Below are 25,945 nucleotides of genomic sequence, written 5' to 3'. Positions count from 1 at the left end.
ATCTAGCCAAATTCGGCCGAGATGCGAGCGTGGCCGTGCCACGCCGGGCCGGGTGCAGCCGACGCCGACGCCGGCGGCACCTTTCCCGCCACCCCCGTTCCATGCCAGAAGGACGCCGCGGACGCATCCTCCATCCGCGCCGCCGGAGCCCCATGGCCACGATCGACGACACGCTGCGCGTCCTCGAGGACGTCTTCGGCTATCCCGGCTTCCGGCCCGGGCAGGAGGACGTCGTGCGCGCCGTACTCGAGGGCGAGGACGTGCTCGCGGTCATGCCGACCGGCGCGGGCAAGTCCCTGTGCTACCAGCTGCCGGCGCTCGTGCGCGACGGCCTCACCGTCGTCGTCTCGCCGCTGATCGCGCTGATGCGCGACCAGGTGGCGGCGCTGCGCAACAACGGCGTCTCGGCCGGCGCGCTCAACTCCGCCAACGACGAGGCGGAGGCGGCCCGGGTGCGCGAGGAGCTGCGCGAGGGCTCGCTCAAGCTCCTCTACGTCTCGCCCGAGCGGCTCGGCTCGGAGAGCCTCGCCGACTTCCTGATGCGGCGCGGCGTCTCGCTGCTGGCCATCGACGAGGCGCATTGCGTCTCGCAATGGGGCCACGACTTCCGGCCCGACTACGCGCGGCTGGGCGACGTGCGCCGCCGGCTCGGCGACGTGCAGACCATGGCGCTGACGGCGACCGCCGACGCGGCGACCCGCGACGACATCGCCCAGCGCCTCTTTCCCGGCACCCCGCGGATCTTCGTCCACGGCTTCGACCGGCCGAACCTGCGCCTCGCGATGAGCCCCAAGACGGACGCATCGCGCCAGATCGCGGCCTTCCTCGCCAAGCATCGCGAGGAGAGCGGCATCGTCTACTGCTCCACCCGCAACGCGGTGGACAAGCTCGCCGAGAAGCTCTCCGGCCTCGGCCTGCGCGCCCTGCCCTATCACGCCGGCCTCGTGCAGGAGGTCCGCCAGGCGAACCAGGACACGTTCCTGCAGGAGGACGGGATCGTCATGGTCGCGACGGTCGCCTTCGGCATGGGCGTCGACAAGCCGGACGTGCGCTTCGTCGCCCACGCGGCGATGCCCAAGACCATCGAGGCCTACTACCAGGAGATCGGCCGCGCCGGCCGCGACGGCGCGCCTGCGGACACGCTCACCCTCTACGGCCTCGACGACATGCGGCTGCGCCGCCAGCAGATCGCCGAGAGCCAGGCGCCCGACGAGGTCAAGCGCATCGAGTTCCGCCGCTTCGACGCGCTCGTCGCCCTGTGCGAGGCCCCGCGCTGCCGACGCCAGACGCTGCTCGCCTATTTCGGCGAGACCTCGGAGCCCTGCGGCCATTGCGACCTGTGCGAGGGCGGCCCGACGCTGTTCGACGCCACCCGCGAGGCGCAGATGATCCTCTCGGCCATCGCCCGCACCGGCGAGCGCTTCGGCTCGGAGCACATCGTCTCGGTCCTCGTGGGCGACGAGACCGACCAGGTGCGCCGCTTCGGGCACGAGCGCATCCGCACCTTCGGTGTCGGCCGCGAGAAGGCGAAGAACGAGTGGCGCGGGCTCATCCGCCAGGTCTATGCCGGCGGGCTGATCGAGAACGACATCACCGGCTACGGCGCCTGGCGCATCACCGAGCGCGGCGACGCCGTGCTGCGCGGGGGCGAGACGGTGACGCTGCGCGCCGACGTCCACGCCCCCAAGGACACGAAGAAGGCGCGCCGCGCGGCCGCCATCGCCGATGCGGGCCTCGCCTCCGACCCGCTGCTGAAGGCGCTGCGCGCGCTGCGCACCCGCCTCGCCAAGGACGAGGGCGTGCCGGCCTACGTCGTCTTCACGGACCGCACGATGATCGACATCGTCGAGCGCCGGCCCGGCTCCCTCGACGCGCTCGCCGCCTGCCACGGCGTCGGCACGGCGAAGGTCGCGCGCTACGGCGAGGAGATCGTCGCGACAGTGCGCGAGGCCGGCTGACAATCCCAGGTCGGGCGCGCCGACGTATAGGATAAAGGTCTCGGAAACTACCCGACGAATCGCACCCTATCGCACCGGGTTCCATGGAGTGGCCTTAGGGCGGTCTTAATCGCCCCGGGCGCATCCATCGCATCGTGCGAGGAGGTGCCGCCATGAATTTCGGATGTCGGATGCGAGAGGCGATTGCGAGCAGGGGCGGGAACGTCACACTCGCATTCGCACTGGTGATGGTGCCGATCCTCGGTCTCATCGGGGCGGCCGTCGACTACACCCGCGCGCGCAACGCCGCGGACCGCATCCAGCTCGCGCTGGACAACGCGGCGCTCGCCGCCGTGCGCGACCCCGACGCGACGTCGAAGGAGACCCTGCTCACCTTCGCTCGCCAGCAGCTCGAGACGGTGCTCGGCCCGGACGCGTCCCTGACCATCGCCGAGCTCGACGGCGACAAGGTCGACGAGACCGTCTGGCTGCGCGCCCGCGTGCGGGTCGGAACCACCTTCATGCGCGTCGTCAACGTCGACGACGTGTCGGTCTCGCGCTACAGCGAGGCGAGCTACGGCCGCAAGTCGATCGACATCGCGCTCGTCATGGACAACACGGGCTCGATGGGCTCGCGCTCCAAGATGACCGAGCTCAAGCGCGCCCTGTGCGGCGACACCTCCTGCACGAACGCCAACCCGACGAGCGGCTTCATGCATATCATGCGCGAGGCGGCGAGCGGGCCCGACCGCATCCGGGTCGGCCTCGTGCCCTTCGACATCGGGGTCCGCGTGCCGCAGGCAGTCCAGGACACGGTGCGCACCGAACGTCCGCTGACCTCGCGGGTCACGGTGCCGCCGCGCGGGAGCGGTTACTGCGCCGTCCCCCGCGGGCCCGTCGACGTCCAGCGTGTCTCCTGGCTGCGCTTCGCCGCCGCCGACGCCGACCCCGTCGTCACCGACTGCTCGCGGTGGGGCCGGACGACGCCGGCGACCTGGGACGGCTGTGTCTGGGATCGCGACCAGATCCCGGACGATCTCGACGTCACCGACGCCGATGTCGACCTCGACGACCCGCGCACCCTCTTCCCGGCGGTGAACTGCCCCAACACGAGGCTCGCGCGCATGGCGCCGCTCGCCGACGTCTGGACGCAGAACGCCGGCATCATCTCCTCGCTTCGCCAGATGGAGCCGTCGGGCAACACCAACGTGACGATCGGCGCCGCTTGGGGCATGGCGATGCTGACCGAGCGCGCGCCCTTCGTCGAGGCGGGCACGATCACCGGCGACGAGGTCGAGCGCTTCATGATCCTGCTCACCGACGGCGACAACACCCAGAGCAAGTTCAGCCGCAACCGCTCCGAGATGGACCCGCGCACGCAGGCCGCCTGCGACAGCGCCAAGGACGCCGGGATCGTCGTCGTCACCGTGCGGGTGATCAACGGCAACCGCGACCTCCTGCGCCGCTGCGCGACCTCCCCGGACCTCTACTACGAGGTCTCGCGGGCCTCCGACCTCAAGCAGGTCTTCGACGAGATCGCGCGCCGCATCGGCTCGATCCGCCTGACGCAGTGACCGAAGGCCGACCGCGTCGGGGCACACGCATCCCGAGCGCGGCCGTCGGAACGCCTCCGCGGCCCTGGTGTTCACAGGGCTGCGGACGGCCCGAGCCTCCGCGCAACCGGAGGCCCCGCATGAGAGCGCTGAGCTGGCACGGCAAGCACGACATCCGCTGCGACACCGTTCCCGACCCGCAGATCGAGCACCCCCGCGACGCCATCGTCCGCGTCACCAGCTGCGCGATCTGCGGTTCCGACCTGCACCTCTACGACAATTTCATCCCGGGCATGAAGCCGGGCGACGTGATGGGCCACGAGTGCATGGGCGAGGTGGTCGAGGTCGGCCCCGACTCGCGCCACGCGCTCAAGCCCGGCGACCGCGTGGTGATCCCCTTCACCATCTCCTGCGGCGAATGCCCGCAATGCCTGCGCGGCAACTACTCGGTCTGCGAGCGCTCGAACCGCAACGCCGCCCTCGCGGAGAAGGCCTTCGGGCGCACCACCGCGGGCCTGTTCGGCTACACCCAGCTGACCGGCGGCTACCCGGGCGGCCAGGCGGAGTACATCCGCGTCCCCTTCGCCGACAAGACGCACGTGAAGGCGCCGTCCACGCTCTCCGACGAGCAGTTGCTCTTCCTGTCCGACATCCTGCCCACCGGCTGGCAGGCGGCGGTCCAGCTCGGCATCGAGGAGACCGACACGGTGGCCGTGTGGGGCTGCGGCCCGGTCGGCCAGTTCGCGATCCGCTCGGCGGTCCTGCTCGGGGCGCGGCAGGTGATCGCCATCGACCGCGTGCCCGAGCGCCTCGACATGGCCGCCGCCGGCGGGGCGATCCCGATCAACTTCGAGGTCGAGAGCGTGATGGAGCGCATCGACGACCTGACGAACGGGAAGGGTCCCGAGAAGTGCATCGACGCCGTGGGGCTCGAGGCCCACGCGTCCGGCCACATCGACTCGATGTACGACCGCGCCAAGCAGGCGGTGATGGCCGAGAGCGACCGCATCCATGCGCTGCGCGAGATCATCTACCTGATCCGCCCGGCCGGCACGATCTCCATGCCCGGCGTCTACGGCGGGCTGGCCGACAAGGTCCCGCTCGGCGCCCTGATGAACAAGGGCATCACCGTGCGCACGGGCCAGACGCATACCCAGCGCTGGACGGACGATCTCCTGCGCCGGATCGAGGAGGGCCAGATCGACCCGACCTTCGTGATCACCCACGTCGCCGATCTCGCCGACGGGCCCGCGCTCTACGAGACCTTCCGCGACAAGAAGGACGGCTGCGTCAAGGTCGTGCTCAAGCCCTGAGGAGACCCCCATGCGCTACGAATCCACCGGCTCGCCGCGCCGCGGGCACCCCGACCGCGAGACCGACCGCCTCGCCCGCGGGCTCGGCCTCTTCTCCATCGCGCTCGGCGTCGCCGAGCTCGCGGCGGCGCCCGCCCTCGCGCGCGCCGTAGGCATTCCCGGCCGCGAAGGCCTGGTGCGGGCCTGCGGCGCCCGCGAGGTCGCGACCGGCGTCGCGCTCCTCGCCGCCGAGGATCCGGCGCCGTGGATGTGGGCGCGCGTCGCCGGCGACGCCGTCGACCTCGGGCTCCTCGCGACAGGGCTCGACGACGGCCCGCGCCGGCGCGAGCGCGCCGGCCTCGCCATGGGCGGTGTCGCCGCGATCGCGCTCCTCGACCTCGCTGTGGCGACGACGCTCGCGCGCGAGGACCGCCGCCCGGCGCCGCCGCTCGCCGACTACCGCGACCGCACGGGCTTCCCCCGCCCGCCGGCGGCGATGCGGGGCGTGGCGCGGGAGGTGGCGTCGACCTATTGATCGGCGCGCCGCGCCGCACGAACGAGATCCTCGTGCGGCCGGCGCAGGACCGGCTGCTCCGTCACATCCCCCCGTCGCGCCCGAACCGCTCGCGGGTGGCGGCGAAGCGCAGGACGCGCTGGGCGCTCTGCACGGAGAGCTTCTCGAAGCTCTCGAAGGCGGCCTGGGTGAGATCGAGCGGGGGCGTGCGGCCGGCCTTCTTGGTGAGGAGCAGCTTCAGCGTCGCCCAGGTGAAGTCGACGGCGCGCACCACGAAGAGAAGCGCCTCCCAGTCCGGCGCGTGGTAGGCGTTCGCCACCATCTGGACGGGGATGCCGCCGACATGCGCGATCGCCGCGAGGGCGTCCTCGATACGGTTCCGGTTGAGCCAGTCGACGACGTCGCGCTCCTCGAGCTTGCGACTGCGGGCACGGGCGCTCACGAAGTCGAAGGATCCGACGAGATCGGCCTTCGCCACCTCCGGCGCGTCGGTGTCCGCCATGCGCCGGGCGAGATCCTCGACCACGGAATCGATGGCGCGCTGCATGCGCTGGCCGAGCTCGTCCTGGAGCGTCTCCCGCACGCGCTCGCGGGCGATCTCGACGAGCTTGCCGACCTGCTCCGGGGAGAGATGGCTGCGCGCCTCGAGCACCTCCTGGAGCGCGGAATCCGCGCGGGCGCGCTCGAGCAGGGTCGAGAACCCGCGATCCGAGAAGCTTGCGCCGTCATTGTCCGCGACCGAGCGCACGACGACGGTGTCGCCGCGGTCGATCAGCACGTCGGTGACCCGCGCCGACAGGGTCACGCGGCGCGACAGCGCGAGCAGATGCTCCTGCCCCTTGGTGTTCGCCACCGCGACGAGGTCGTCCTCCGAGAGGCGTCCGCTGCGGGCCAGGACGGGGGCGGCGACCGCCACCTCGTCGTCGAAGGCGAGATCGCGCACCACCTGGCGCGGCGCCATCGCCTGGTCGGCGAGACGTTCCGACAGCTCGATGCGCGCGCGGAATTCCAGGTTGCGCGCGAGCCGCAGGATCACCTCGTCGAAGGCGCCGACGCGCTCCTCGTCGAGCTCGGGCGCCTTCTCCAGGAACAGGTTCGTGATCTTGCGCAGCATGGCCGTACGACGACGCGCGTCGGCGCTCGACACGATGTCGTCGATCTCGTCCATCACGCTGATGAGTGCCACCATGTCGGACCTTCTGGCTCCTCTCGGCTACCACTACGGCATAAAGTCCTTATGGAATTGTGAAATCGGTTGCGTCGCAGGTTAGGGGAGTGACCATCATGCCGCGCTTGTTCGTCGGCCTCGAGATACCGGACGACGTCGTTGCGTCGCTCGCCGCCTGCCGCGGCGGGCTGCCCGGGGCGCGCTGGATCGAGCCGGAGAACTATCACGTCACCTTGCGCTTCATCGGCGACGTGGACGAGGACGTCGCCGAGGACGTCTATGCGCTCCTCGCCGAGCGGCGCCCGCGCGCCCCCGTCGAGATCGTGATCGACGGGCTCGGCTGCTTCGGCGGGGACAAGCCGCATGCCGTCTTCGCGAACGTGCACGCGAGCGAGGCGCTGGTCGCGCTCCACGACGAGGCCGAGCGGCTGGTGCGCCGTGCGGGGCTGGCGCCCGAGCGCCGCCGGTTCACGCCCCACGTCACCCTCGCGCGCCTGCGCCGGGTCACGCCGCGGGACGTCGCCGCCTGGATCACCGCGCGCGCCCCCTTCGAGCGCACCGCCTTCTTCGCCGATCGCATGGCGGTGTTCTCGGCGCGGGAGCAGACGGGCGGCGGGCCCTACGTCGTCGAGGCCGCCTACCCGCTCGGCTGACCGGGATCACGGAACCACGCGCCGGCAGCACGGGTTCGGCCGATACGCATGGTTCACGCCCGCGGTGGACCGCGGAGGGTCGCGCGCGGGCCAGCGACAGGAGAGCGCCATGAGAGGTCCCGGCGATCGGCATCCAGGCGCCGGCGCGGGCGGGCGGCTGCCGCCCACCGACCCGGCGGAGCGCGACCGCTTCGGCATGACCGGACGCGGCTACGAAGAGTTCGACCCGGACGACGACGATCGGCCGACGCGCCGGTCCGGCCGCGGCAACGAGCGGCCCGGGCCGATGGGCCGGGTCGGGTTCGACCCGAACAGCCAGCGCCACGGCGATTACGGCGACTACGGCGACGAGCTCGGCACCACGACGCCGATGCGGGCCTTCTACGAGGGCGAGCTTTCGAGCGTCGGCGGCGGCCCGGCGCCTCGCGGCGGGCGGGGCCGCGGCTACGGCGCCGGCGAAGGCGGCGAGCCGCGCTACCGCTCCGGCGCGGACGCCGTCGACTACGACCGCGGCTACACGAGCGCCCGGCGCGGCCCCTATGCCGACTACCGCGACTATCAGGCCCGGCCCGATCGCGGGCTCTATCGCGGCCAGGGCGGGTCGATAGAGGACGCCGACGCGCATCGTACGGGGCGCGACCAGGAGCCGGACTACCGCGGCCGCGGCCCGCGCAACTACCGGCGCACGGACGCGCGCATCTCCGAGGACGTGCACGACCACCTGACGGAAGACCCGCACGTCGACGCGAGCGAGATCTCGGTGCGCGTCGAGAACGGCGAGGTCACGCTCGACGGCACTGTGGCGAGCCGCACCATGAAGCGGCGCGCCGAGGACGTCTGCGACGCGGTCTCCGGCGTTGTGCACACCCAGAACAACCTGCGCGTCGTGCGCCATGCCGAGGGCGGCCGGACCACGTTCGGCGAGGCCTCCGGCGCCCGCGAGCCCGGCTCCATCGGCCGCGAGCCGCCGGAGGAGCCGGCGACCGGCCCGCGCACCGGCGACCGCATCGGCGACACCGGCACGGCCCACGGGTCCGGCCGGACCACCGGGGAGCGCTGAGCCATGGCGGGCGGACGCGGCGACGACGACGAGGGCGCGCGCGACCGGCGCGCCCGCCGAACGGGCTCCTACATCGGCTCCTCCGCCGGCGGCTACGGCTCCGGCGGCGGCTATGCCGACTATCGCGAGGTGGTCGGGCCCGGCCAGGACGCGCCCGACCCGGAGCGGGTGTTTGCGCGCGAGCGCTTCCCCCGCGACCGCTTCGACGAGGGCCATCGCGGCCGCGGGCCGCGCGGCTGGCGCCGCTCGGACGCGCGCATCCTGGAGGATCTCGCCGAGCGGCTCACCGAGGACCGGCACATCGACGCCTCGACGATCGAGATCCATGTCCGCGACGGCGAGGTGACGCTCGAAGGCACCGTGCCCGCCCGGCCGCACAAGCGCTACGTCGAGGACCTGGCCGAGGACACCGGCGGCGTGACGCACGTGCAGAACAACCTGCGCGTCGACCAGCGGGCGCGAACGACGACGGGCGGCGGGCGGACGACCGGCGGCGCCGGCGGCGGAGGTGGGCCGGTGGTGCTCTGAGACGCGCGGACGTTGCGCGGGCCGCGTGGGGCGGGTCTACTCGACCCGGAACCAATCCGCGGAGCCGCGCATCATGACGATCCTGGTCACCGGCAGCGCCGGCCATCTCGGCACGGCGCTGATGCGCCGCCTCCGGGCGCAGGGTCAAACGGGGATCGGGCTGGACCTGCGCGCCTCGCCCGAGACCGATCGCATCGGTGCGATCGGCGATCGCATGCTCGTGCGCGCGGCGATGACCGGCGTGCGCGCCGTGCTGCACACCGCCACCCTGCACAAGCCGCAGCTCGCGACGCATTCGAAGCAGGACTTCGTCGACGTCAACGTCACGGGCACCCTCGTGCTGCTCGAGGAGGCCGTGCGCGCCGGCGTTGCGGCCTTCGTCTGTACCAGCACCACCAGCGTCTACGGCGCCGCCCTGACGCCGCCGCCCGACGCGCCGGCCGCCTGGGTCACCGAGGCGACGGCCCCGGAGCCGCGGACGATCTACGGGGCGACGAAGCACGCCGCCGAGGACCTGTGCGCACTCTTCCACCGCGAAGCCGGCCTGCCCGCGATCGTGCTTCGCACCGCACGCTTCTTCACCGACGCGGACGCTCAGAGCGAACGCCTCGGGATCACGGACGCCAACCTGCACACGAACGAGCTGCTGAACCGGCGCGTCGCGCTGGAGGACGCCGTCGACGCCCATTTCGCCGCGCTGGAGCGTGCCCCCGCGCTCGGCTTCGCCCGCTACGTGGTCTCGGCGACGACGCCCTTCGCCGCCGGGGACCGGGCGGCGCTGCGACGGGACGCGGCCGGCGTGGTGCATCGGCTGTTCCCGGACTGCGCACGGCTCTACGCCGCGCGCGGCTGGCGGCTGTTCCCGACGCTCGACCGGGTCTACGACAACACGGCCGCGCGCCGCGACCTCGGCTGGCGGCCGCGCCACGACTTCGCCGGGGCGCTCGCGGCACTGGCCACGGAGGAGACCGGCACCACCGCGGCTCGGTAGCTCACGCGCGTACAGCGCAGCTCTCCCATGCCTCCCCGCCCCTTGCCCGTGGATTGCGGCTCCGCTGCACTGTCACCGGCAGGCAGGGAGGCGAACCGCGATGAGGCGCAAGACTGAGACCCGCCGGCGACGGCGCGCCCGATGACGGTCGGCGGCCTCGCGGCACTGTTTGCGGCGATGGCGGTGCTTGCCGCCATGCCGAGCGCGAGCGTGCTCGCCGTCTCCGCACGCGCCGCCGCCGGCGGGTTCGCGCAGGGCGCGGCCACCGCGCTCGGCGTCGTCGCCGGCGACGTGGTCTGGCTGCTGGTGGCGCTGTTCGGGCTCGCGCTGCTGAAGAGCGCGCTCGGGGACTGGGCCGGGCTGATCCGCTGGGTGGGCGCCGCCTACGTCATCCTCGTCGGCATCGCCCTCGCCCGATCGGCGTGGAGGGGACCGGCAGCGACCGCGCCGCCCGAGAGCCCGGGCCGGGCGGCGAGCTTCTCGGCCGGCCTCGCGATCACGCTCGCGGACCAGAAGGCCGTGCTGTTCTACCTCGGCTTCCTGCCGGGCTTCGTCGATCTCGCGCGCATCGGCCCCGGCGAGGCCGCGCTCCTCGTCGTGGTCATCGCCGTCTCCGTTGGCGGCGTGAAGCTCGCCTACGCCTATGCGGCAGCGCGCGCCGGCGTGATGGTCGGCCCCGCCGCGGGCCGGGCCCTGACCCTGCTCGCGGCGGCGATCCTCGTCATCGTGGGCATCGCTCTTCTCGTCGGCGGCTGACCGCTGGCGCAGGCGCGGAAAGAGCCGATGGCCGCCCGGTGGCGCTCCGAAGCTCAAGGCGCCGAGATCGGCGTCGGCGTGCGCGCCGTCGTCGCGCCGTGCCAGCGCGGCTCCTCCTCGCCGCACATGAAGCCCAGCGCCAGCCGGTCGGCCACGTCGCGGGCGAGCACGTTGGCGTCGGGGTTCGCCTGCGCGTCGACGAAGCCGACGCGGCAGCCGGGTGCGCTGTCCGGCTGCCAGACGCGCGAGACGACGAGCACCTGGCGCTCGCCGCCCTCTAGATCCGAGACGAGCCAGCGGTGGACAGTCGCGAAGGGCCGGCCCTCGCGCAGCCGCCACTCGATCGTGTCGTGGACGCGGTTGAAGCTTTGGAAGCTCGTCCAGGGCAGCTCCTCCGGCGCGAAGCCGTAGGCGAGGCTCATCCGCCCGTCGGAATCGCGCACGATCACGGGATAGTCGCCCCAGCCCTCGCATTCGAGCACAACCCACTCCGCGGGCTCGCCCGGCTCGGGCGCATCCAGCGTCAGGCAAGCGTCGTAGGCGAGCGTCGTATAGGCGCTCTCCTGAGCCGTGGCGGGCGCGGCGACGAGCAGGGCTGCGACGAGGAGGTCGAATCGGCGCGTCATCGGGCGATCCTCCCAGACGCGCCGGCCGCTGTCATCACTCCGCGGCTTCGCGCACCGGCTGCGGCGGGGTCCAGCGCAGGATGGGCTGGCGCGCCGCGCGAGTCTCGTCGAGGCGCCGGCGCGGCGCGTGGTAGGGCGCGCCGGAGAAGCGCGCCGTCTCGCCCGCCGTCGCCGCCATGGCGAGGTCCCGCAGGGCCGCGATGAACAGGTCCAGCGAGGCCTTCGATTCGCTCTCCGTCGGCTCGATCAGCATGGCGCCATGGACGACGAGGGGGAAGTACATCGTCATCGGGTGGTAGCCCTCGTCGATCATCGCCTTGGCGAAATCGAGGGTGGAGACCCCGGTGTCCTTCAGCCACTCGTCGTCGAACAGCACCTCGTGCATGGACGGGTGGTCCGGGAAGGGCAGGCTCATCAGGTCGACGAGGCCGGCGCGAATGTAGTTCGCGTTCAGCACCGCGTCCTCGGAGGCCTGCTTCATGCCGTCCGAGCCGTGCGAGAGCATGTAGGCGAGCGCGCGCACGTACATGCCCATCTGGCCGTGGAACGCGGTGATCCGCCCGAAGGGCGCGCCGTCCACGACGGCGCTCTCGTGCTCGACCAGCGTCAGCGCGCCGTCGGCTCCTTCCGTGATGAACGGCACCGGCGCGTAGGGCGCGAGCCGCTGCGACAGCACCACCGGGCCCGAGCCAGGCCCGCCGCCGCCGTGGGGCGTCGAGAAGGTCTTGTGCAGGTTGATGTGCATGGCGTCGACGCCGAGGTCCCCCGGCCGCGCCTTGCCGACGATGGCGTTGAAGTTCGCGCCGTCGCAGTAGAAGTAGGCGCCGACCTCGTGGAGCGCGTCCGCGATCTCCACGATCTGCGGCTCGAACAGGCCGCAGGTGTTGGGGTTCGTCAGCATGATCGCCGCGACCTCGGGGCCGAGGAGCTCCTTCACCGCCTCGACGCGCACCGTGCCGTCGTCGGCCGCGGGCACCTCGCGCACGGTGAAGCCGAGCAGCGCCGCGGTCGCCGGGTTGGTGCCGTGGGCGCTCTCGGGAACGAGAACGACCGTGCGCGTCTCGCCCTCGCCCTTGGCGTCGATGGCGGCCTTGATCGCCATCATCCCGCACAATTCGCCGTGCGCGCCGGCCTTGGGCGAGAGCGCCACCGTGGTCATGCCGGTCAGCGTCACGAGGTAGCGGGCGAGCTCGTCCATCAGCGCGAGCGCGCCGGGCACGGTCGAGACCGGCTGGAGCGGGTGCACGTCGGAGAAGCCCGGCAGCCGCGCCATCTTCTCGTTGAGCCGGGCATTGTGCTTCATCGTGCACGAGCCGAGCGGGAAGAGGCCGGTGTCGATGCCGTAGTTCTTCTGGCTGAGCTTGACGAAGTGGCGCATCGTCTCCGGCTCGGAGAGCGCGGGGATGCCGATCTCGCCCTCGCGCGCCAGCCCGCCGAGGCGCGGCGCGAAGTCCTCGGGCTCGTCGAGGTCGACGCCGGTGACGTCGTATCGCCCGATCTCGAAGGAGAGCGCCTCCTCCTGCATGAGGGCGCGATTGCCGGTGAAGGTGCCCGCGCTCTCGGCGCTCTCGGCCGAGCCGGCGGCGGTGGGACGTCCCTGACGGTTCAGCATGAGAGGGCTCCGTAATGGGAAAGCGTGTGTGCGAGGGCGACCTTTTTCCTTCCCTGTAGGGGAAGGTGGCGCCGCGCGAAGCGCGGTGACGGATGGGGCGCGCGGGACGCGCGTTCGGCGAAGCCGAGACCGGCTGCCGGACCCCACCCCTGGCTCGCTGCGCGAGCCGTCCCCTCCCCTACAGGGAGGGACAGGGCGGCGGCCCTCATCCGAGCGCCCCCTTCAGCCCGTCGACCAGCGCGTTGCGATCCTCGTCCGTGTTCACCTCCGTCGAGGCGACGAGCAGCAGGTCGTCGAGCCCCGCCTGCGGCGCGAGCCGCGAGTAGGGCACGCCGGCCAGCACGCCCTCGCCCGCGAGGCGCTCGACCACCGCGGCCGCCGGCTTCGCCAGCTTCAGCGTGATCTCGTTGAAGAAGGCCTCGTTGACGACCTCCACCCCCGGCACGCCGGCGAGCCTGTCGGCGAGCTTCACGGCATTGGCGTGGTTGATCCGCGCCAGACGCTGGAGGCCGGTCTGGCCGAGCAGCGTCATGTGGATGGTGAAGGCGAGGCAGCAGAGGCCGGAATTGGTGCAGATGTTCGACGTCGCCTTGTCGCGGCGGATGTGCTGCTCGCGGGTCGAGAGCGTCAGGACGAAGCCGCGGCGGCCTTCCGCGTCCACCGTCTCGCCGCACAGGCGCCCGGGCATCTGGCGCACGTGCTTCTGCCGCGCGGCGAAGAGGCCGACATACGGCCCGCCGAAGTTCAGCGCGTTGCCGATCGACTGCCCCTCGCCCACCACGATGTCCGCACCCATGGCGCCCGGCGGCGCGACCAGGCCGAGCGACACGACCTCGGTGAAGACCGCGATGAGCAGCGCGCCGTTCGCATGCGCCGCGTCGGCGATCTTGCGCAGGTCGCGCAGGTTGCCGAACACGTCGGGGGTCTGCACGACGACGCAGGACGTCTCCTTGTCGATGCGCGAGACGATGTCCTCGGCCGCGGTGACGTCCGGCGCCAGGCGCTCGACCCGGTCGTTCGCCATCTCGGAGAGGGTCTCGATCACCTCGGCGTATTGCGGGTGGAGGCCGCCCGACAGGATCGCCTTGTTGCGCTTCGTCACCCGGTGCGCCATCAGCACCGCCTCGCCGGCGGCGGTGGAGCCGTCGTACATGGAGGCGTTGGCCACATCCATGCCGGTGAGCGCCGCGACCTGCGTCTGGAACTCGAACAGGTATTGCAGCGTGCCCTGGGCGATCTCGGGCTGGTAGGGCGTGTAGCTCGTCAGGAATTCCGAGCGCTGGATCAGATGGTCCACCGAGGCCGGGACGTGGTGCTTGTAGGCGCCGGCGCCCACGAAGAAGGGCACGGACGACGCGGGCACGTTGCGCGCGGCCATGCGCCCGAGGATACGCTCGACCTCGAGCTCCCCCTTGCGGCGCGGCAGGTCGACGGGCTCGGTGAGCAGCTTGTCGGAGGGCACGTCGACGAAGAGGTCGTCGATGTGCGAGACGCCCACCTTGGCGAGCATCTCGGCGCGGTCGTCGGGGGAAAGCGGGAGGTAGCGCATCGGCTGGCCGTCTCGTCAGTGGGAAGAGGTGTCGTCCACGCCCGCGACCACGATCTCGGTCCTGACCGAGTTCGCGATGAAGCACTCGCGGTGCGTGAGGTGATGCATGGCGGCGATGGTCGCCGGGTCGGGCCGGCGCTCGCCGGCCCAGTCGATCGCGGGGTCGAGCACGACGCGCGAGACCCAGAGCTTGCCGGCCGCGTTCGGCGTCATCACGCCGCGCGCCACGTCCTCGTAGCGCTCGACGAGGAAGCGCTTCTTCGCCGCGATCGAGAGGAAGACGAGCATGTGGCAGCTGGCGATGGCGGCGACGAAGGCCTCCTCCGGGTCGACCGCGTTCTCCCGCGAATGCGGCAGCGGCACGACGAGCGGGGAGGACGAGGCCGGCACGGTGATGCCGCCGTCGAACGCCCAGGTGTGGCCGCGATCGTAGGCCGCGCCGAGGAAGTCGCCACCCTCGCGCGCCCAACGGATCGTCGCCGTGTAGAGGTGCCCGCCACCCTCGGCCAATCCCGCCTCCCTCAGCCGATCGACGTCACATAGGCCTCGTAGTCGGCCTCGCTCATCAGGGCGTCGAGCTCGGAGGGGTCCGCGAGCTTGAGCTTCACGAACCAGCCCGCCCCGAGCGGATCCTCGTTGATGGCGGCGGGCGCGCCCTCGAGATCGCCGTTGACCGCGACGACCTCGCCCGAGACCGGAGCGTAGACCTCGGAGGCGGCCTTGACGCTCTCGACCACCGCCGCCTCGCCACCCTTTGCGATCGTCTTTCCGACCTCGGGAAGCTCGACGTAGACGACGTCGCCGAGCTGGCCCTGCGCGTAGTCGGTGATGCCCACCGTGCCGACGTCGCCGTCGACTCGGATGTATTCGTGGTCCTTGGTGTAGCGAACGGTCATGACGGCCTCCTGATGCGGCTCTCGACGATCTCAGCGCTTGAAGCGGGCGGGCGTGAAGGGCAGCGGCACGACGAGGCCGACGAGCGGCTTGCCGCGCACGACGCAGTGCAGCGCAGTCCCCACCTCCGCCGCCTCCGGCGTCACGTAGCCCATGACGATCGGCCGCTCGACGCTCGGCCCGAAGCCGCCCGAGGTGACGATGCCGACGCCCTCCCCGTCCGGCGTCGTGATCGGCGCGCCCTCGCGCGCCGGCGCGCGGCCCTCGAGCGCAATGCCGATGCGCTTGCGCGCGGGCCCCTCGGCGAGCTCGCGCTGGATGCGCGCGGCGCCCGGGAACCCGCCCTCGACGCGGCGGCGCTTCTGGATCGACCAGACGAGCCCCGCCTCGACCGGACTCGTCGTCGTGTCGATGTCGTGGCCGTAGAGGCACAGGCCGGCCTCGAGCCGCAGGGAATCGCGCGCGCCGAGCCCGATCGGCTTGACCCGGTCGTCGGCGAGGAGCGCGTCCCACAAGGCGGGCGCGTCGGCGGCGCGGACCGAGATCTCCCAGCCGTCCTCGCCCGTGTAGCCCGAGCGCGAGACGGCGACGTCGTGCCCGTGCAGCACGACGCGGGCAGTGCGCATGAAGGTCAGCGCGACGGCGTCGGCCGCACCCGCGTCCGCCATCACCGCCTCGGCGGCCGGACCCTGGAGCGCGAGGAGCGCGCGGTCGTCGTGCCGCTCGAGGCGCACGTTCGGGGGCAGCCGCGCGGCCATGTGGGCGTAGTCGCCCTCCTTGGTGCCGGCGTTGACCACGAGGTGGAGCTTGCCCTGGTCCGCATCCGCGAGCGGACGCGAGACCATCAGGTCGTCGAGGATGCCGCCCTCGTCGGTGAGGAGCTGGGTGTAGCGCTGCTGGCCCGGCGCGAGCTCGAGGATCGCGGCGGGCACCAGCGTCTCGAGCGCACGCGCCGTCGTCTCGTGATCGGGCCCGACGAGGGTCGCCTGGCCCATGTGGGAGACGTCGAACAGGCCCGCCTGGGAGCGCGTCCAGAGGTGCTCGGCGAGGATGCCGGTGGGGTACTGCACCGGCATGGCGTAGCCGGCGAAGGGCACGAGGCGCGCCCCCGCGGCGGCGTGCCGGCCGTGGAGCGGCGTCTGCGCCAGGGTGTCGGCGGATCCGGCCTCGGTGTCGGCCATGGGTGCCTCTCGGTCGAAGGTGGACGGACGCGCCGACGGCTCGCTGGCGAACCTTCGTTGCGCGCCCCCTCTGTCCTCGACCTGAGAGATTTCCCGCCGCGGCCCGGGGCGTGACCCTGGTCCACGATCGGTTACGCCCTTCGGTGGGCGGAGCGAACGGGCTCCGCCGCTTTCCAGAGTGCCAGCTCCCCGCGGTCCGTTTGCCTGAGCGTTTCCGGGGCGGTTGCGCCTTCGGCGCCGGGCTCGGGACCCGGTCTCTCCCGCGGGGATCGTGCGGCTGGTGACGTTGTAGCCCTGCCCCCCGGGAAGTCAATCGGCGGGCGTGAGCAAAAGCCGGGCAGGGGTGGTCGTGCGGTGGGCAGGCCGCAGCGACGCGCGATTCACGGTAGCATCACTCCGCCGCAGCCGCAGCCTTCGCCTGCTGCGCCGGCGTCGGCTTCCGCGCGGGCGCCTTGCGCTGGACCGGGGCTGCGAGGCGGGCCGGCCAGTCGTGCGGGGGGATGCCGGTCTCGGCCACGGCGCGGGCGAAGATCGCCTGGGTGACGCGGGCGTCCTCCAGGGCGTCGTGGTGGCGGAAGGAGAAGCCGAGCCGGGCGGCCAGCTTGGCGAGCCCGTAGCCGGGCAGGCCGGGCCAGGCGCGGCGCGCGACGGAGACGTTGTTGATCCAGCGCGCGTCGATCTCCGCGCACCCGCAGGCCTCGGCGGCGCGGGCGAGCGCCGTCTTGTCGAAGCCGCCCTGCTGCACCACGAGCCGCCCGGTGAGGCGCTCGCACAGGTCGGCGTAAAGCGCCTGGAAGGTCGGCGCGCCGGCGACGTCCTGCGCGCGGATGCCGTGGACGCGGATGTTGAACGGCGAGAACGTGCAACAGGGATCGACGAGCGTGACGTGCTCCTCGACGATCGCGCCGTCGACCACCCGGACGATGCCGATCTGGCAGATCGATCCGCAATCGCTGCTCGCCGTCTCGACGTCGAGGACGCAGTAATCCACGAATCGGCTCCCTCGCGCGTGGCGGACGTCGTCCTGCCTAGCCTGCGCGGGAGCCGCGGGTCCAGTGCGGAAGAACGCCGGGCGCGACGGGGACGCCCGTCACGTCGCGCGTCCCTGCAGCCACTTCCAGGAGAAGACGCCGAACACCGCGACGAGCACCGCCGCGAGGCCGAACCAGGTGAAGGCGTATTGCAGATGATTGTTGGGCGGCTCGAGCACGGTGGCGCCGCCGCGGGGCCAGGCGGTGTCGGCGCTCTCGTCGCGCACGGCGTCCACGTAGAACGGCGCGACCCGGTCGAGCCCGCGCGCGTCCGCGATCGCGGCGAGGTCGCGCGTGAACCACTGGCCGGCTTCCGGGTCGTTCTCGGGCACGAAGGGCGTGCGCTCCTCGCTGGCGCGCACGAGCCCCTCCACCGTCAGCGCGCCGGCGGGCCGCGCCGCCTCGTCGACGAGAGGGGTCGGCACGAATCCGCGGTTCACGACGACGACCGCGCCCGTGTCGAGCTCGAGCGGGGTGAGCAGGTAGTAGCCCTGCAGCGGCTGCCCCCGCGTCTCCCCCGGAAGCAGGCCGTGCACGGCGACCTCGTCCTCAAAGCGGTACGAGCCTGTGACCGCGACGCGCCGGTATTCCTGCTCGTCGCGCGAGAACGTGTCCCACTGAGCCTCGGGCAGGATCTCCCCGGGCGCGCCGTGGGCCCGCGCCTCGATCCGGGCGATGACGCCCTCCTTCCAGGCGAGGCGCTGCAGCTGCCAGGTGCCGAGCCCGATCAGGATGGCGAGCGAGACGAGGGTCGCCACGCCCGCCATGATCAGCGACCGCCAGCGGGGCGGCGGCGCGCTCTCGTTCTCGCTCAGGGTCCGAGCCGCCACGGGCCTCTCCCTCACTTGCTCTCCAGGCGGCCTTCCTCGGCCCTGTGGTGGTATTGCAGCGCGATCATGACGCCCTTGAGCGGTCGGATGATGGCGAGGCTGAGGATCGCGGTCAGCGGGAACCACAGCGCGACGTGCACCCACACCGGCGGCGTGTAGGCGAACTCCAGCCACAAGGCGAGCCCCACGACCAGGAAGCCGACGATGAACATCACGAACACGGCCGGCCCGTCGGCGGCGTCGGCGAAGCCGTAGTCGAGGTCGCAGACCTCGCAGCGCTGCCGAACGGACAGGTACCCGTCGAACATGTGCCCCTCGCCGCAGCGCGGGCAGCGGCCCTTGAGCCCCGCGGGAATCGGGGGCGGCTCGGAACCGGGGCGATAAGCCATGACCTGGCGTACTCCTGCGTGAAACGACGAAGGGCGGCGCTGCCGCCGCCCTTCATGTGGGGTCCCGCCCGGCGGATGTCAGCGGCGCGCCTCAGTGGCCGCCGTAGCCGTAGACGTAGATCGCGGCGAACAGGAACAGCCAGACCACGTCGACGAAGTGCCAGTACCAGGCGGCGAACTCGAAGCCGAGGTGCTGCTTGGTGGTGAAGTGGCCGAGATAGACGCGCCACAGGCACACGGCGAGGAAGATCGTCCCGATGATGACGTGCGCCCCGTGGAAGCCCGTCGCCATGAAGAACGTCGCGCCGTAGATGTTGCCCGAGAAATCGAAATTGGCGTGGCTGTACTCGTAGATCTGCAGCGCGGTGAAGAACAGGCCCAGCGCGACGGTCAGCCACAGGCCCCACTTCAGGCCCTGGCGATCGTCCTCGAGCAGCGCGTGGTGCGCCCAGGTGATCGTCGTGCCCGACGTGAGCAGCACGAGCGTGCCGAACAGCGGCAGGTGCCACGGGTCGAAGGTCTCGATCCCCGCGGGGGGCCAGGCGCCGCCGGTGATCTCGGTGCGCAGGAACTGGTTCTCGGCGGCCGGGAACAGCGCCACGTCGAAATAGGCCCAGAACCAGGCGACGAAGAACATCACCTCGGAGGCGATGAACATGATCATGCCGTAGCGATGGTGGAGCTGCACCACGCGGGTGTGGTCACCCTGGCGCGCCTCCTTGATCACGTCCATCCACCACCCGGCCATGGTGTAGAGGACGCCGATCAGGCCGAGCCCGAAGATCAGCCCGCCGACCTGGAGGCCGGCGATCGGCATGCCGCGGATGAAGGTGATGAACCCGACCGCGAGGACGAAGGCGCTGACCGAGCCGATGAACGGCCACGGGCTCGGGTCGACGAGGTGGTAGTCGTGCTTCTTGGCGTGGGCGTCGGCCATGGCTCTCTAGGTCTCCGGTGCCTTCTCTCGCGTCCCCCCGGAAGGGAACGTCCCGCGTCGTTGCTCACAGGGCGGACGGCGCTGCCTCGGGGATGGGCGCCGTCGCGTTGGTGAGGGTGTCGCCGTCCAGGTCCGCCGGGTCGTCCTCCGGCAGGCCGTTCTTGGACGGAAAATAGGTGTAGGACAAGGTGATCGTGGAGATGTCCCGCGCGGCCGGGTCCTCGACGATCGCCGGGTCGATGTAGAACATCACCGCGGAGTCCATCGTCTCGCCGGCGGCGAGCGTGTTCTCGGTGAAGCAGAAGCACTGCAGCTTGACGAAGTACTGCCCCACGACCGCCGGCGTCACGTTGAAGGTCGCGATGCCCGCACGCGGCGCGTCGGTCGGGTTCGAGACGCGGTAGAACACCGTCTGCGTCTCGCCGATGCGCACCTCGACCTGCGGCGCCTCCGCGGCGAACTTCCAGCCGAGGTCGCGCGAGACGTTGGCGTCGAACCGCACCTTCACCGTCTCGTCGAGCACGGTGCCCGCCTCCGCCGTGCCGACGATCGGCGTGCCGCCGAAGCCGGTGATGCGGCAGAACAGATCGTAGAGCGGCACGGAGGCGTAGGCGAGGCCGATCATGCCGGCGACCACGCTCACGCAGGTGACCACCGTGCGGCGCACGGCGCGGGACTGGTCCGTGGTCGTCGTCTCGGTCGTGTCCGTCATCGCGTCGCCTCCTCCAGTCTCAGAGCGGCCGGTCGAGCACGCCGGGGCCCATCTTGACGATGGTCACGGCGTAGAACAGCGCCACCAGGGCCGCGAGCGCGATCGCCAGCGCGATCGAGCGCCCGCGCCGGCGCCGGCGGAACGCCTCCGCCTCGCGCTCCTCCGGCGTCCCCTCGCCCGCGTCGTGGTCCTCACCGGCCCGCGCCATCACGCGAATCCCGGGATCACGAGGGCGGGGACCGCGCGGAAGAGCCCGAGCCCGTGCTCGGCGAGCAGCACCGCGAACAGGATGAACAGGTGCAGGATGGTGAAGCCGAACAGGCGCTGCGCCGCCTTGGCCGCCTCGTCGCCCTCACGGACGCGGTAGACCCGCCAGGTCAGCCCCAGCATCGCGAGCGCGGTGGCGCCGCCGATCACCGTATAGACCAGGCCGCCGAAGCCGAGCGGGATCGGCGCCAGCGTTACCGGCACGAACACGAGCGTGTAGAGCCAGATCTGCCGGCGCGTCTCGTCGGGGCCGGCGACGTTGGGCAGCATCGGCACGCCGGCGCGGGCGTAGTCGCCGGACTTGACGAGGGCGAGCGCCCAGAAGTGCGGCGGCGTCCACAGGAAGATGATCGCGAACAGGACCAGCGTCTCTATGCCGAGCGAGCCGGTGACCGCGGCGTCCGCCACCATCGGCGGGAAGGCGCCGGCGGCGCCGCCGATGACGATGTTCTGCGGCGTCGCGCGCTTGAGCCACATCGAGTAGACGACGGCGTAGAAGAAGATCGTGAAGGCCAGGAAGCCGGCCGCGAGCCAGTTCGCCACGAGGCCGAGCGTCAGCACGGCGCCGATCGAGAGCGTCAGCCCGAAGGCGAGCGCCTCGCCGGGCGCGACGCGTCCGTCGGGGATCGGGCGCTTGCGCGTGCGCGTCATCACCGCGTCGATGTCGGCGTCCCACCACATGTTGAGCGCGCCGGACGCGCCGGCACCGACCGCGATCGCCAGCAGCGACGCGAAGGCGACGATCGGGTGGACCGTGCTGTCGACGACGACCATGCCGACGAGCGCCGTGAACACGACGAGGAACATCACCCGCGGCTTCAGCAGCGCCAAGTAGTCACCGGCCTCCGCCGTCGATCCGCCGATGGCGGTGGGCGCGGGCCGCGCCTGAGGCGCGTGGTCGGTCATCACGGTCATGAGATCGGGCGTCGTCTCTGCTCTTCGGGGCGAAGGCCCCGCATCACGGGATCGATCCGCGCGGGTTGGCGCGCGGATCGCGGCTCGGGACCCGGTGGGGCCCCTCCCCGCAGCGCCGCATGGCGACGCTCCGGAGAGGGGCCGGGCGGCGCGAGGCCGCCCGGCCGGACGAAGGATCAGTGGCGCGTGTCCGCGATCTTCGGCAACTCCTCGAACTGGTGGAACGGCGGCGGGGAGGACAGGGTCCACTCCAGCGTCGTCGCGCCCTCGCCCCACGGATTGGCGGCGGCGACTTCCTTGCGGCGGAAGGCCACGACGATCCCGTAGAGGAAGACCAGCAGCCCGACGGCGAAGATGTACGAGCCGATCGACGACACCAGGTTCCAGCCGGCGAACGCGTCCGGATAGTCGGCGTAGCGGCGCGGCATGCCGGCGAGACCGAGGAAGTGCATCGGGAAGAAGAGCACGTTGGCGCCGATGAAGGCGATCCAGAAGTGCAGCTTGCCGATCCACTCCGGCATGACGTAGCCGGTCATCTTCGGGAACCAGTAGTAGACGCCCGCGAAGATGATGAACACGGCGCCCAGGGAGAGCACGTAGTGGAAGTGTGCCACCACGTAGTAGGTGTCGTGCATGTAGCGGTCGATCGAGGCGTTGGCGAGCACGACGCCCGTCACGCCGCCGACGGTGAACAGGAAGATGAAGCCCACGGCCCACTGCATCGCGGCCGAGAACTTGATCGACCCGCCCCACATCGTCGCGATCCAGGAGAAGATCTTGATGCCGGTCGGCACCGCGATCACCATCGTCGCGAAGACGAAGTAGGCCTGCGTCTGCAGCGAGAGGCCGACGGTGTACATGTGGTGCGCCCACACGACGAAGCCGACGACGCCGATCGCGACCATGGCGTAGGCCATGCCGAGATAGCCGAAGATGGGCTTCCTCGAGAATGTGGCGATGATGTGCGACACGATCCCGAAGGCCGGCAGGATCATGATGTACACTTCGGGGTGCCCGAAGAACCAGAACAGGTGCTGGTAGAGGATCGGGTCGCCGCCGCCGGCCGGGTCGAAGAAGGTCGTGCCGAAGTTGCGGTCCGTCAGCAGCATCGTGATCGCGCCGGCCAGCACCGGGAGCGCGAGCAGCAGCAGGAACGCCGTCACCAGCATCGACCAGGCGAACAGCGGCATCTTGTGCAGCGTCATGCCCGGGGCGCGCATGTTCAGGATCGTGGTGATGAAGTTGATCGCGCCCAGGATCGAGGCGGCACCCGCGAGGTGCAGCGACAGGATCGCGAAGTCGAGCGCCGGGCCGGGGTGACCCATCGTCGACAGCGGCGGATACACCGTCCAGCCGCCGCCGAAGCCGAGCGAGCCGGGCGCGCCCTCGACGAAGAGTGAGAGCACCAGCAGGCAGAAGGCCGCGACCGTCAGCCAGAAGGAGATGTTGTTCATGCGCGGGAACGCCATGTCCGGCGCACCGATCATGATCGGCACGAACCAGTTGCCGAAGCCGCCGATGAGCGCGGGCATCACCATGAAGAACACCATGATGAGGCCGTGGCCGGTCACGAACACGTTGTAGGTCTGCGGGTTCGTGAAGAACTGCATCCCGGGCTCCTGGAGCTCCAGGCGAATCCCGATGGAGAGGGCACCGCCGACCAGACCCGCGATGAACGCGAAGATCAGGTACATCGTGCCGATGTCCTTGTGGTTCGTGGAGTAGATCCAGCGCCGCCATCCGGTGGGATGGTCGTGCGCGCCCTCGTGCGCGGCGTGGGTCGCGGTAGCCATGTCGTCCTAACCCTCTCGGCCCCGAACGGGCCGGTCTCGCATGTTGACCTCGCCGGCGGCGCCCAAGGGAGCGCGCCGCCGAGAACTCATCGGGTCGGCGCCTGCGCGCCGGAAGGCCGCCGGGTCGGCGCGCTCAGCGCACCGGCTCCTGGATCGTGGCGGCGACGCGGGTCGCGCCGTACTCGGTCGCGGCGAAGCGCGTCTGCGCCTCCGCCAGCCAGGAGGCGTACTCGGCCTCCGAGACCACGCGGATCGCGATCGGCATGAAGGCGTGGCGCGCGCCGCACAGCTCCGAGCACTGGCCGTAGTAGACGCCCTCGCGCTCGGCCTCGAACCAGGTCTCGTTGAGGCGACCCGGCACGGCGTCGATCTTGAGCCCGAAGGACGGCAGCGCGAAGGCGTGGAGCACGTCCGCGGAGGTGACCTGGAGCTTCACCACCTTGTTCACCGGCACGACGACCTCGTTGTCCACGGCGAGCAGGCGCGGCAGGCCGGCGGCGGCCGCCTCGTCGTCCTCGAGCATCAGCGAATCGAAGACGAAGCCGCCCTGGTCGGTCGGGTACTCGTAGGACCAGTACCAGGAGTGCCCCGTCGCCTTCACGATCACGTCCGGCTCGGGGATCACGAGCTGCTCGCGCAGGATGCGGAAGGAGGGGATGGCGATGCCCACCAGGATCAGGATCGGGATCACCGTCCAGGCGACCTCGATCATGGTGTTGTGGGACGTCTTCGAAGGCGTCGGGTTCTTGCGCTCGTTGTAGCGCAGGATCACGATCAGCAGCAGCGCGCCCACGAAGAGCGTGATGACGGTGATGATCCACACGAGAGCCGTGTGGAAGCCGTACATGTTCTGCGCCGTCGCCGTCACCGGCGTCTGCATCGCGATCTGCCAGTCGACCGGCTGGCCGACCTGCGCGAGCGCCCCGGTCGACGCCGAAAGACCCGTCGCGCCGGCGAGCGCCGCGGCGAGCGTCCGGCGAGCCGCCGTGAAGCACCTGAACTGACCAATCCGCATCGTCTACCTCGAAGCTCCTCGTGCCCTCCCGCGCGCCTCGCACCCGTCTCTCGGGGGAATCGGCGGACCGGCTGGCATGCGCGGTGGATTTGATCCACGTCAAAATCACAATAGGGTGACGGACGCAACGCCTCCGTCGTCGCAGCCCGACACGACTTTCGCCGCGTTTTCGCCTCGGACGCTCGGGAAGATGGGCGCCCACCCTCCCCTGCCCACGGCAGCGCGTCGTCGCGCCGCGCGACGCGCGGCCCCATCCGGGACGGCCCCGCGGCCGCTTCCTTGACAAAGCGTCGCGGCGGTGTTCGGGAAGGGGCGAGGCTGCGGGAACACATTCGGTTCTCCGCAGGTGTCTTCAGGCCGTGCGCGCCGCCGCGCCGGCAGCGAGATCAAGGACCCGTCCATGGCAGGCAGCGCCGTCGCCGTCCCGAGCGCCTCGTTCCCCGACCGCCTCTCCGGCCCGCGCGCGCACCCCCGGATGCGCCCACCGGTGCGCGGCCTTCGGAGCGCGCCCCTGCGCGCCCTTGTCGCAGGTCTCGTCGCCATTCTTCTGGGGAGTGCGGTGCTCGCGCCGCAGGCGTCGGCTCAGGGCACGGTGCGGGGCACGTACGGCGACTGGCAGCAGCGCTGCGAGACGCCCCCCGGCGCGCAGGCCGAGCAATGCGCCATCGTGCAGAACGTCGCGGCCGAGGATCGGCCGAACGTGACGCTCCTCGTCATCGTGCTGTCCACGGCGGACACCAACCAGAAGCTCCTGCGCGTCGTCGCGCCGCTGGGCGTGCTGCTCCCGGCGGGGCTGGGGCTGCGCGTCGACGACGTCGACGTCGGCTCGGCCGGCTTCGTGCGCTGCCTGCCCACGGGCTGCGTCGCCGAGGTGATCATGGACGACGCGCTCGTCGACCTCCTCTCGGGCGGCAGCCAGGCGACCTTCATCATCTTCCAGACGCCCGAGGAAGGGATCGGGATCCCCGTCTCCCTGAACGGCTTCGGGGAAGGCTTCGAGACGCTGGCGAGCGACGTCGCGCCGCAATGATGGACGCGCGACCGGCGCACGGCACGGCCGCGCCCCATCGACACCCCGCCCCGACGGGGCTAGAGACTCGGGGCAAATGAGTTCGTCTTCGGTCGCGTGAGGGGGGCATCCACCGTGTCGGCGCATCGTGGTCTCGTTGCCAGCGTGGGTTTCGCCGCGCTCCTGGCCCTGTCGGGCTGCAGCTCCGTCTCCGGCGGAGGCGGCCCGTTCGCGGGGATCTTCGGCGGCGGCGCGGAGCCGGTCGCGGCCGAGGCGCCGGTCGCGACCAGCTTCGAGGACTTCGTCGGCTCGGACCCGACGCCCTGCCCGCGCCCGGAGGTGATCCAGGGCTCGGCCGCGCAGCGCGTCTATCGTAGCGGGCGCTCCGGCTCCAACCAGGACCTGCGCTACCAGATCGCGGTCATCGACCTCGCCCGCGAATGCGTCTCGACGCCCGAGGGGCAGAACCGCATCAAGCTCGGCGTGCAGGGCCGCGTCCTGATCGGCCCCGCCGGTGGCCCCGGCAGCTTCACCGCGCCGGTGCGCATCCGCGTGCGCACGCCGTCGACCGTCTACGAGGACGTCGCGCGGCGTGTGGCGGTGACCGTTCCCGCCGGCCAGACGCTCGCGGACTTCACGCTCGTCGAGGAAGGGCTCGAGATCCCGCTCTCGGTCGGGGACAACTTCCTCATCGAGGTGGGCATCGACGGCTGAGGGGCGCGCGCGTCCCCAT

At 71.5% G+C, this 25,945-nt stretch carries 27 protein-coding genes and 1 riboswitch; of the genes, 11 read left to right on the top strand and 16 right to left on the bottom strand.

All coding sequences use genetic code 11. The features are described from left to right. Nucleotides 1-152 precede the first annotated feature (152 nt). From recQ to G407_RS26565, 4 genes are all read left to right on the top strand, one after another. A complete protein-coding gene (gene recQ / locus G407_RS0108530) occupies nucleotides 153-1,958 on the top strand; it encodes a DNA helicase RecQ (RefSeq protein WP_029030474.1) in 1,806 nt (601 codons plus the stop codon). 170 nt (nucleotides 1,959-2,128) lie between these two features. Continuing rightward, nucleotides 2,129-3,511: a VWA domain-containing protein gene (locus G407_RS0108525; protein ID WP_169728773.1), complete on the top strand. Its 1,383-nt coding sequence runs from the start codon at nucleotides 2,129-2,131 to the stop codon at nucleotides 3,509-3,511. 119 nt (nucleotides 3,512-3,630) lie between these two features. After that, nucleotides 3,631-4,803 carry a zinc-dependent alcohol dehydrogenase gene (locus G407_RS0108520; protein ID WP_029030472.1) on the top strand — a complete coding sequence of 391 codons (1,173 nt, stop codon included), beginning with the start codon at nucleotides 3,631-3,633 and terminating at the stop codon, nucleotides 4,801-4,803. 10 nt (nucleotides 4,804-4,813) lie between these two features. Next, nucleotides 4,814-5,317, top strand: coding sequence for a hypothetical protein (locus G407_RS26565; RefSeq protein ID WP_052341116.1), 504 nt, complete (start codon nucleotides 4,814-4,816; stop codon nucleotides 5,315-5,317). Between the two features lie 61 nt (nucleotides 5,318-5,378). Here the strand turns inward: G407_RS26565 and G407_RS0108510 are convergent, their stop codons facing one another. Next, a complete protein-coding gene (locus tag G407_RS0108510) occupies nucleotides 5,379-6,485 on the bottom strand; it encodes a DUF2336 domain-containing protein (protein WP_029030471.1) in 1,107 nt (368 codons plus the stop codon). Nucleotides 6,486-6,580: 95 nt separating this feature from the next. On the opposite strand from G407_RS0108510, the gene thpR reads away from it, so the two are divergent. The 5 genes from thpR to G407_RS0108485 all read left to right on the top strand — a co-directional run bounded on the left by thpR (nucleotide 6,581) and on the right by G407_RS0108485 (nucleotide 10,452). Continuing rightward, on the top strand, nucleotides 6,581-7,117 hold the full coding sequence (thpR, locus tag G407_RS0108505) for an RNA 2',3'-cyclic phosphodiesterase (RefSeq protein WP_029030470.1): 537 nt from the start codon (nucleotides 6,581-6,583) through the stop codon (nucleotides 7,115-7,117). 109 nt (nucleotides 7,118-7,226) lie between these two features. After that, a complete protein-coding gene (locus G407_RS30315; protein WP_052341115.1) occupies nucleotides 7,227-8,177 on the top strand; it encodes a BON domain-containing protein in 951 nt (316 codons plus the stop codon). A gap of 3 nt (nucleotides 8,178-8,180) precedes the next feature. Beyond that, nucleotides 8,181-8,705, top strand: coding sequence for a BON domain-containing protein (locus tag G407_RS30310; protein WP_052341114.1), 525 nt, complete (start codon nucleotides 8,181-8,183; stop codon nucleotides 8,703-8,705). 73 nt (nucleotides 8,706-8,778) lie between these two features. Then, a complete protein-coding gene (locus G407_RS26550; protein WP_084327399.1) occupies nucleotides 8,779-9,696 on the top strand; it encodes an NAD-dependent epimerase/dehydratase family protein in 918 nt (305 codons plus the stop codon). A 141-nt stretch (nucleotides 9,697-9,837) separates the two neighbouring features. Further along, nucleotides 9,838-10,452 carry a LysE family transporter gene (locus G407_RS0108485; RefSeq protein WP_029030469.1) on the top strand — a complete coding sequence of 205 codons (615 nt, stop codon included), beginning with the start codon at nucleotides 9,838-9,840 and terminating at the stop codon, nucleotides 10,450-10,452. Between the two features lie 53 nt (nucleotides 10,453-10,505). Here G407_RS0108485 and G407_RS26545 read toward each other — a convergent pair whose 3' ends face one another. From G407_RS26545 to coxB, 15 genes are all read right to left on the bottom strand, one after another. Then, a complete protein-coding gene (locus G407_RS26545; RefSeq protein ID WP_052341113.1) occupies nucleotides 10,506-11,078 on the bottom strand; it encodes a hypothetical protein in 573 nt (190 codons plus the stop codon). Between the two features lie 34 nt (nucleotides 11,079-11,112). Next, the gene (gene gcvPB / locus G407_RS0108475) at nucleotides 11,113-12,690 is read right to left on the bottom strand and encodes an aminomethyl-transferring glycine dehydrogenase subunit GcvPB (RefSeq protein WP_029030468.1); all 1,578 of its coding nucleotides are present in this window, start codon (nucleotides 12,688-12,690) and stop codon (nucleotides 11,113-11,115) included. Between the two features lie 205 nt (nucleotides 12,691-12,895). Beyond that, nucleotides 12,896-14,239 (bottom strand): aminomethyl-transferring glycine dehydrogenase subunit GcvPA, encoded by a 1,344-nt coding sequence (gene gcvPA / locus G407_RS0108470; protein WP_029030467.1) that lies wholly within the window; start codon nucleotides 14,237-14,239, stop codon nucleotides 12,896-12,898. A 15-nt stretch (nucleotides 14,240-14,254) separates the two neighbouring features. After that, complete coding sequence (locus G407_RS0108465) at nucleotides 14,255-14,749, bottom strand: OsmC family protein (protein ID WP_029030466.1); 495 nt, start codon at nucleotides 14,747-14,749, stop codon at nucleotides 14,255-14,257. 11 nt (nucleotides 14,750-14,760) lie between these two features. Continuing rightward, nucleotides 14,761-15,135, bottom strand: coding sequence for a glycine cleavage system protein GcvH (gcvH, locus tag G407_RS0108460; protein WP_029030465.1), 375 nt, complete (start codon nucleotides 15,133-15,135; stop codon nucleotides 14,761-14,763). Nucleotides 15,136-15,165: 30 nt separating this feature from the next. Beyond that, nucleotides 15,166-16,314, bottom strand: coding sequence for a glycine cleavage system aminomethyltransferase GcvT (gcvT, locus tag G407_RS0108455; RefSeq protein ID WP_029030464.1), 1,149 nt, complete (start codon nucleotides 16,312-16,314; stop codon nucleotides 15,166-15,168). Nucleotides 16,315-16,496: 182 nt separating this feature from the next. After that, nucleotides 16,497-16,587: riboswitch (glycine riboswitch) on the bottom strand. A gap of 118 nt (nucleotides 16,588-16,705) precedes the next feature. Further along, nucleotides 16,706-17,305: an exonuclease domain-containing protein gene (locus G407_RS26540; protein ID WP_052341112.1), complete on the bottom strand. Its 600-nt coding sequence runs from the start codon at nucleotides 17,303-17,305 to the stop codon at nucleotides 16,706-16,708. Between the two features lie 99 nt (nucleotides 17,306-17,404). Next, nucleotides 17,405-18,175, bottom strand: a complete 771-nt coding sequence (locus tag G407_RS0108445; RefSeq protein WP_043539269.1) for an SURF1 family cytochrome oxidase biogenesis protein — start codon at nucleotides 18,173-18,175, stop codon at nucleotides 17,405-17,407. Between the two features lie 11 nt (nucleotides 18,176-18,186). Beyond that, complete coding sequence (locus G407_RS0108440; protein ID WP_029030462.1) at nucleotides 18,187-18,564, bottom strand: DUF983 domain-containing protein; 378 nt, start codon at nucleotides 18,562-18,564, stop codon at nucleotides 18,187-18,189. A gap of 91 nt (nucleotides 18,565-18,655) precedes the next feature. Beyond that, nucleotides 18,656-19,501: a cytochrome c oxidase subunit 3 gene (locus tag G407_RS0108435; RefSeq protein ID WP_029030461.1), complete on the bottom strand. Its 846-nt coding sequence runs from the start codon at nucleotides 19,499-19,501 to the stop codon at nucleotides 18,656-18,658. 64 nt (nucleotides 19,502-19,565) lie between these two features. Further along, entirely contained in the window at nucleotides 19,566-20,213 is a 648-nt protein-coding gene (locus tag G407_RS0108430; protein WP_029030460.1) for a cytochrome c oxidase assembly protein, read from the bottom strand. A gap of 19 nt (nucleotides 20,214-20,232) precedes the next feature. Next, the gene (locus G407_RS0108425) at nucleotides 20,233-20,421 is read right to left on the bottom strand and encodes a hypothetical protein (protein ID WP_029030459.1); all 189 of its coding nucleotides are present in this window, start codon (nucleotides 20,419-20,421) and stop codon (nucleotides 20,233-20,235) included. Next, nucleotides 20,421-21,395: a heme o synthase gene (locus tag G407_RS0108420; RefSeq protein ID WP_029030458.1), complete on the bottom strand. Its 975-nt coding sequence runs from the start codon at nucleotides 21,393-21,395 to the stop codon at nucleotides 20,421-20,423. The genes G407_RS0108425 and G407_RS0108420 overlap by 1 nt, the downstream gene beginning before the upstream one ends. Nucleotides 21,396-21,571: 176 nt before the next feature. After that, nucleotides 21,572-23,188: a cytochrome c oxidase subunit I gene (gene ctaD / locus G407_RS0108415; RefSeq protein WP_029030457.1), complete on the bottom strand. Its 1,617-nt coding sequence runs from the start codon at nucleotides 23,186-23,188 to the stop codon at nucleotides 21,572-21,574. 133 nt (nucleotides 23,189-23,321) lie between these two features. Further along, complete coding sequence (coxB, locus tag G407_RS0108410; RefSeq protein WP_029030456.1) at nucleotides 23,322-24,203, bottom strand: cytochrome c oxidase subunit II; 882 nt, start codon at nucleotides 24,201-24,203, stop codon at nucleotides 23,322-23,324. 475 nt (nucleotides 24,204-24,678) lie between these two features. On the opposite strand from coxB, the gene G407_RS0108405 reads away from it, so the two are divergent. Next, on the top strand, nucleotides 24,679-25,233 hold the full coding sequence (locus G407_RS0108405) for an invasion associated locus B family protein (protein ID WP_029030455.1): 555 nt from the start codon (nucleotides 24,679-24,681) through the stop codon (nucleotides 25,231-25,233). Between the two features lie 114 nt (nucleotides 25,234-25,347). Continuing rightward, complete coding sequence (locus G407_RS26535; protein WP_169728772.1) at nucleotides 25,348-25,926, top strand: hypothetical protein; 579 nt, start codon at nucleotides 25,348-25,350, stop codon at nucleotides 25,924-25,926. Nucleotides 25,927-25,945: the final 19 nt, after the last annotated feature.

This window comes from Salinarimonas rosea DSM 21201 (assembly GCF_000429045.1).
Classification (GTDB): Bacteria; Pseudomonadota; Alphaproteobacteria; order Rhizobiales; family Beijerinckiaceae; genus Salinarimonas; species Salinarimonas rosea.
The sequence above is the reverse complement of the archived record's forward strand: the minus strand, read 5'-3'. Positions and strand labels throughout refer to the sequence as shown.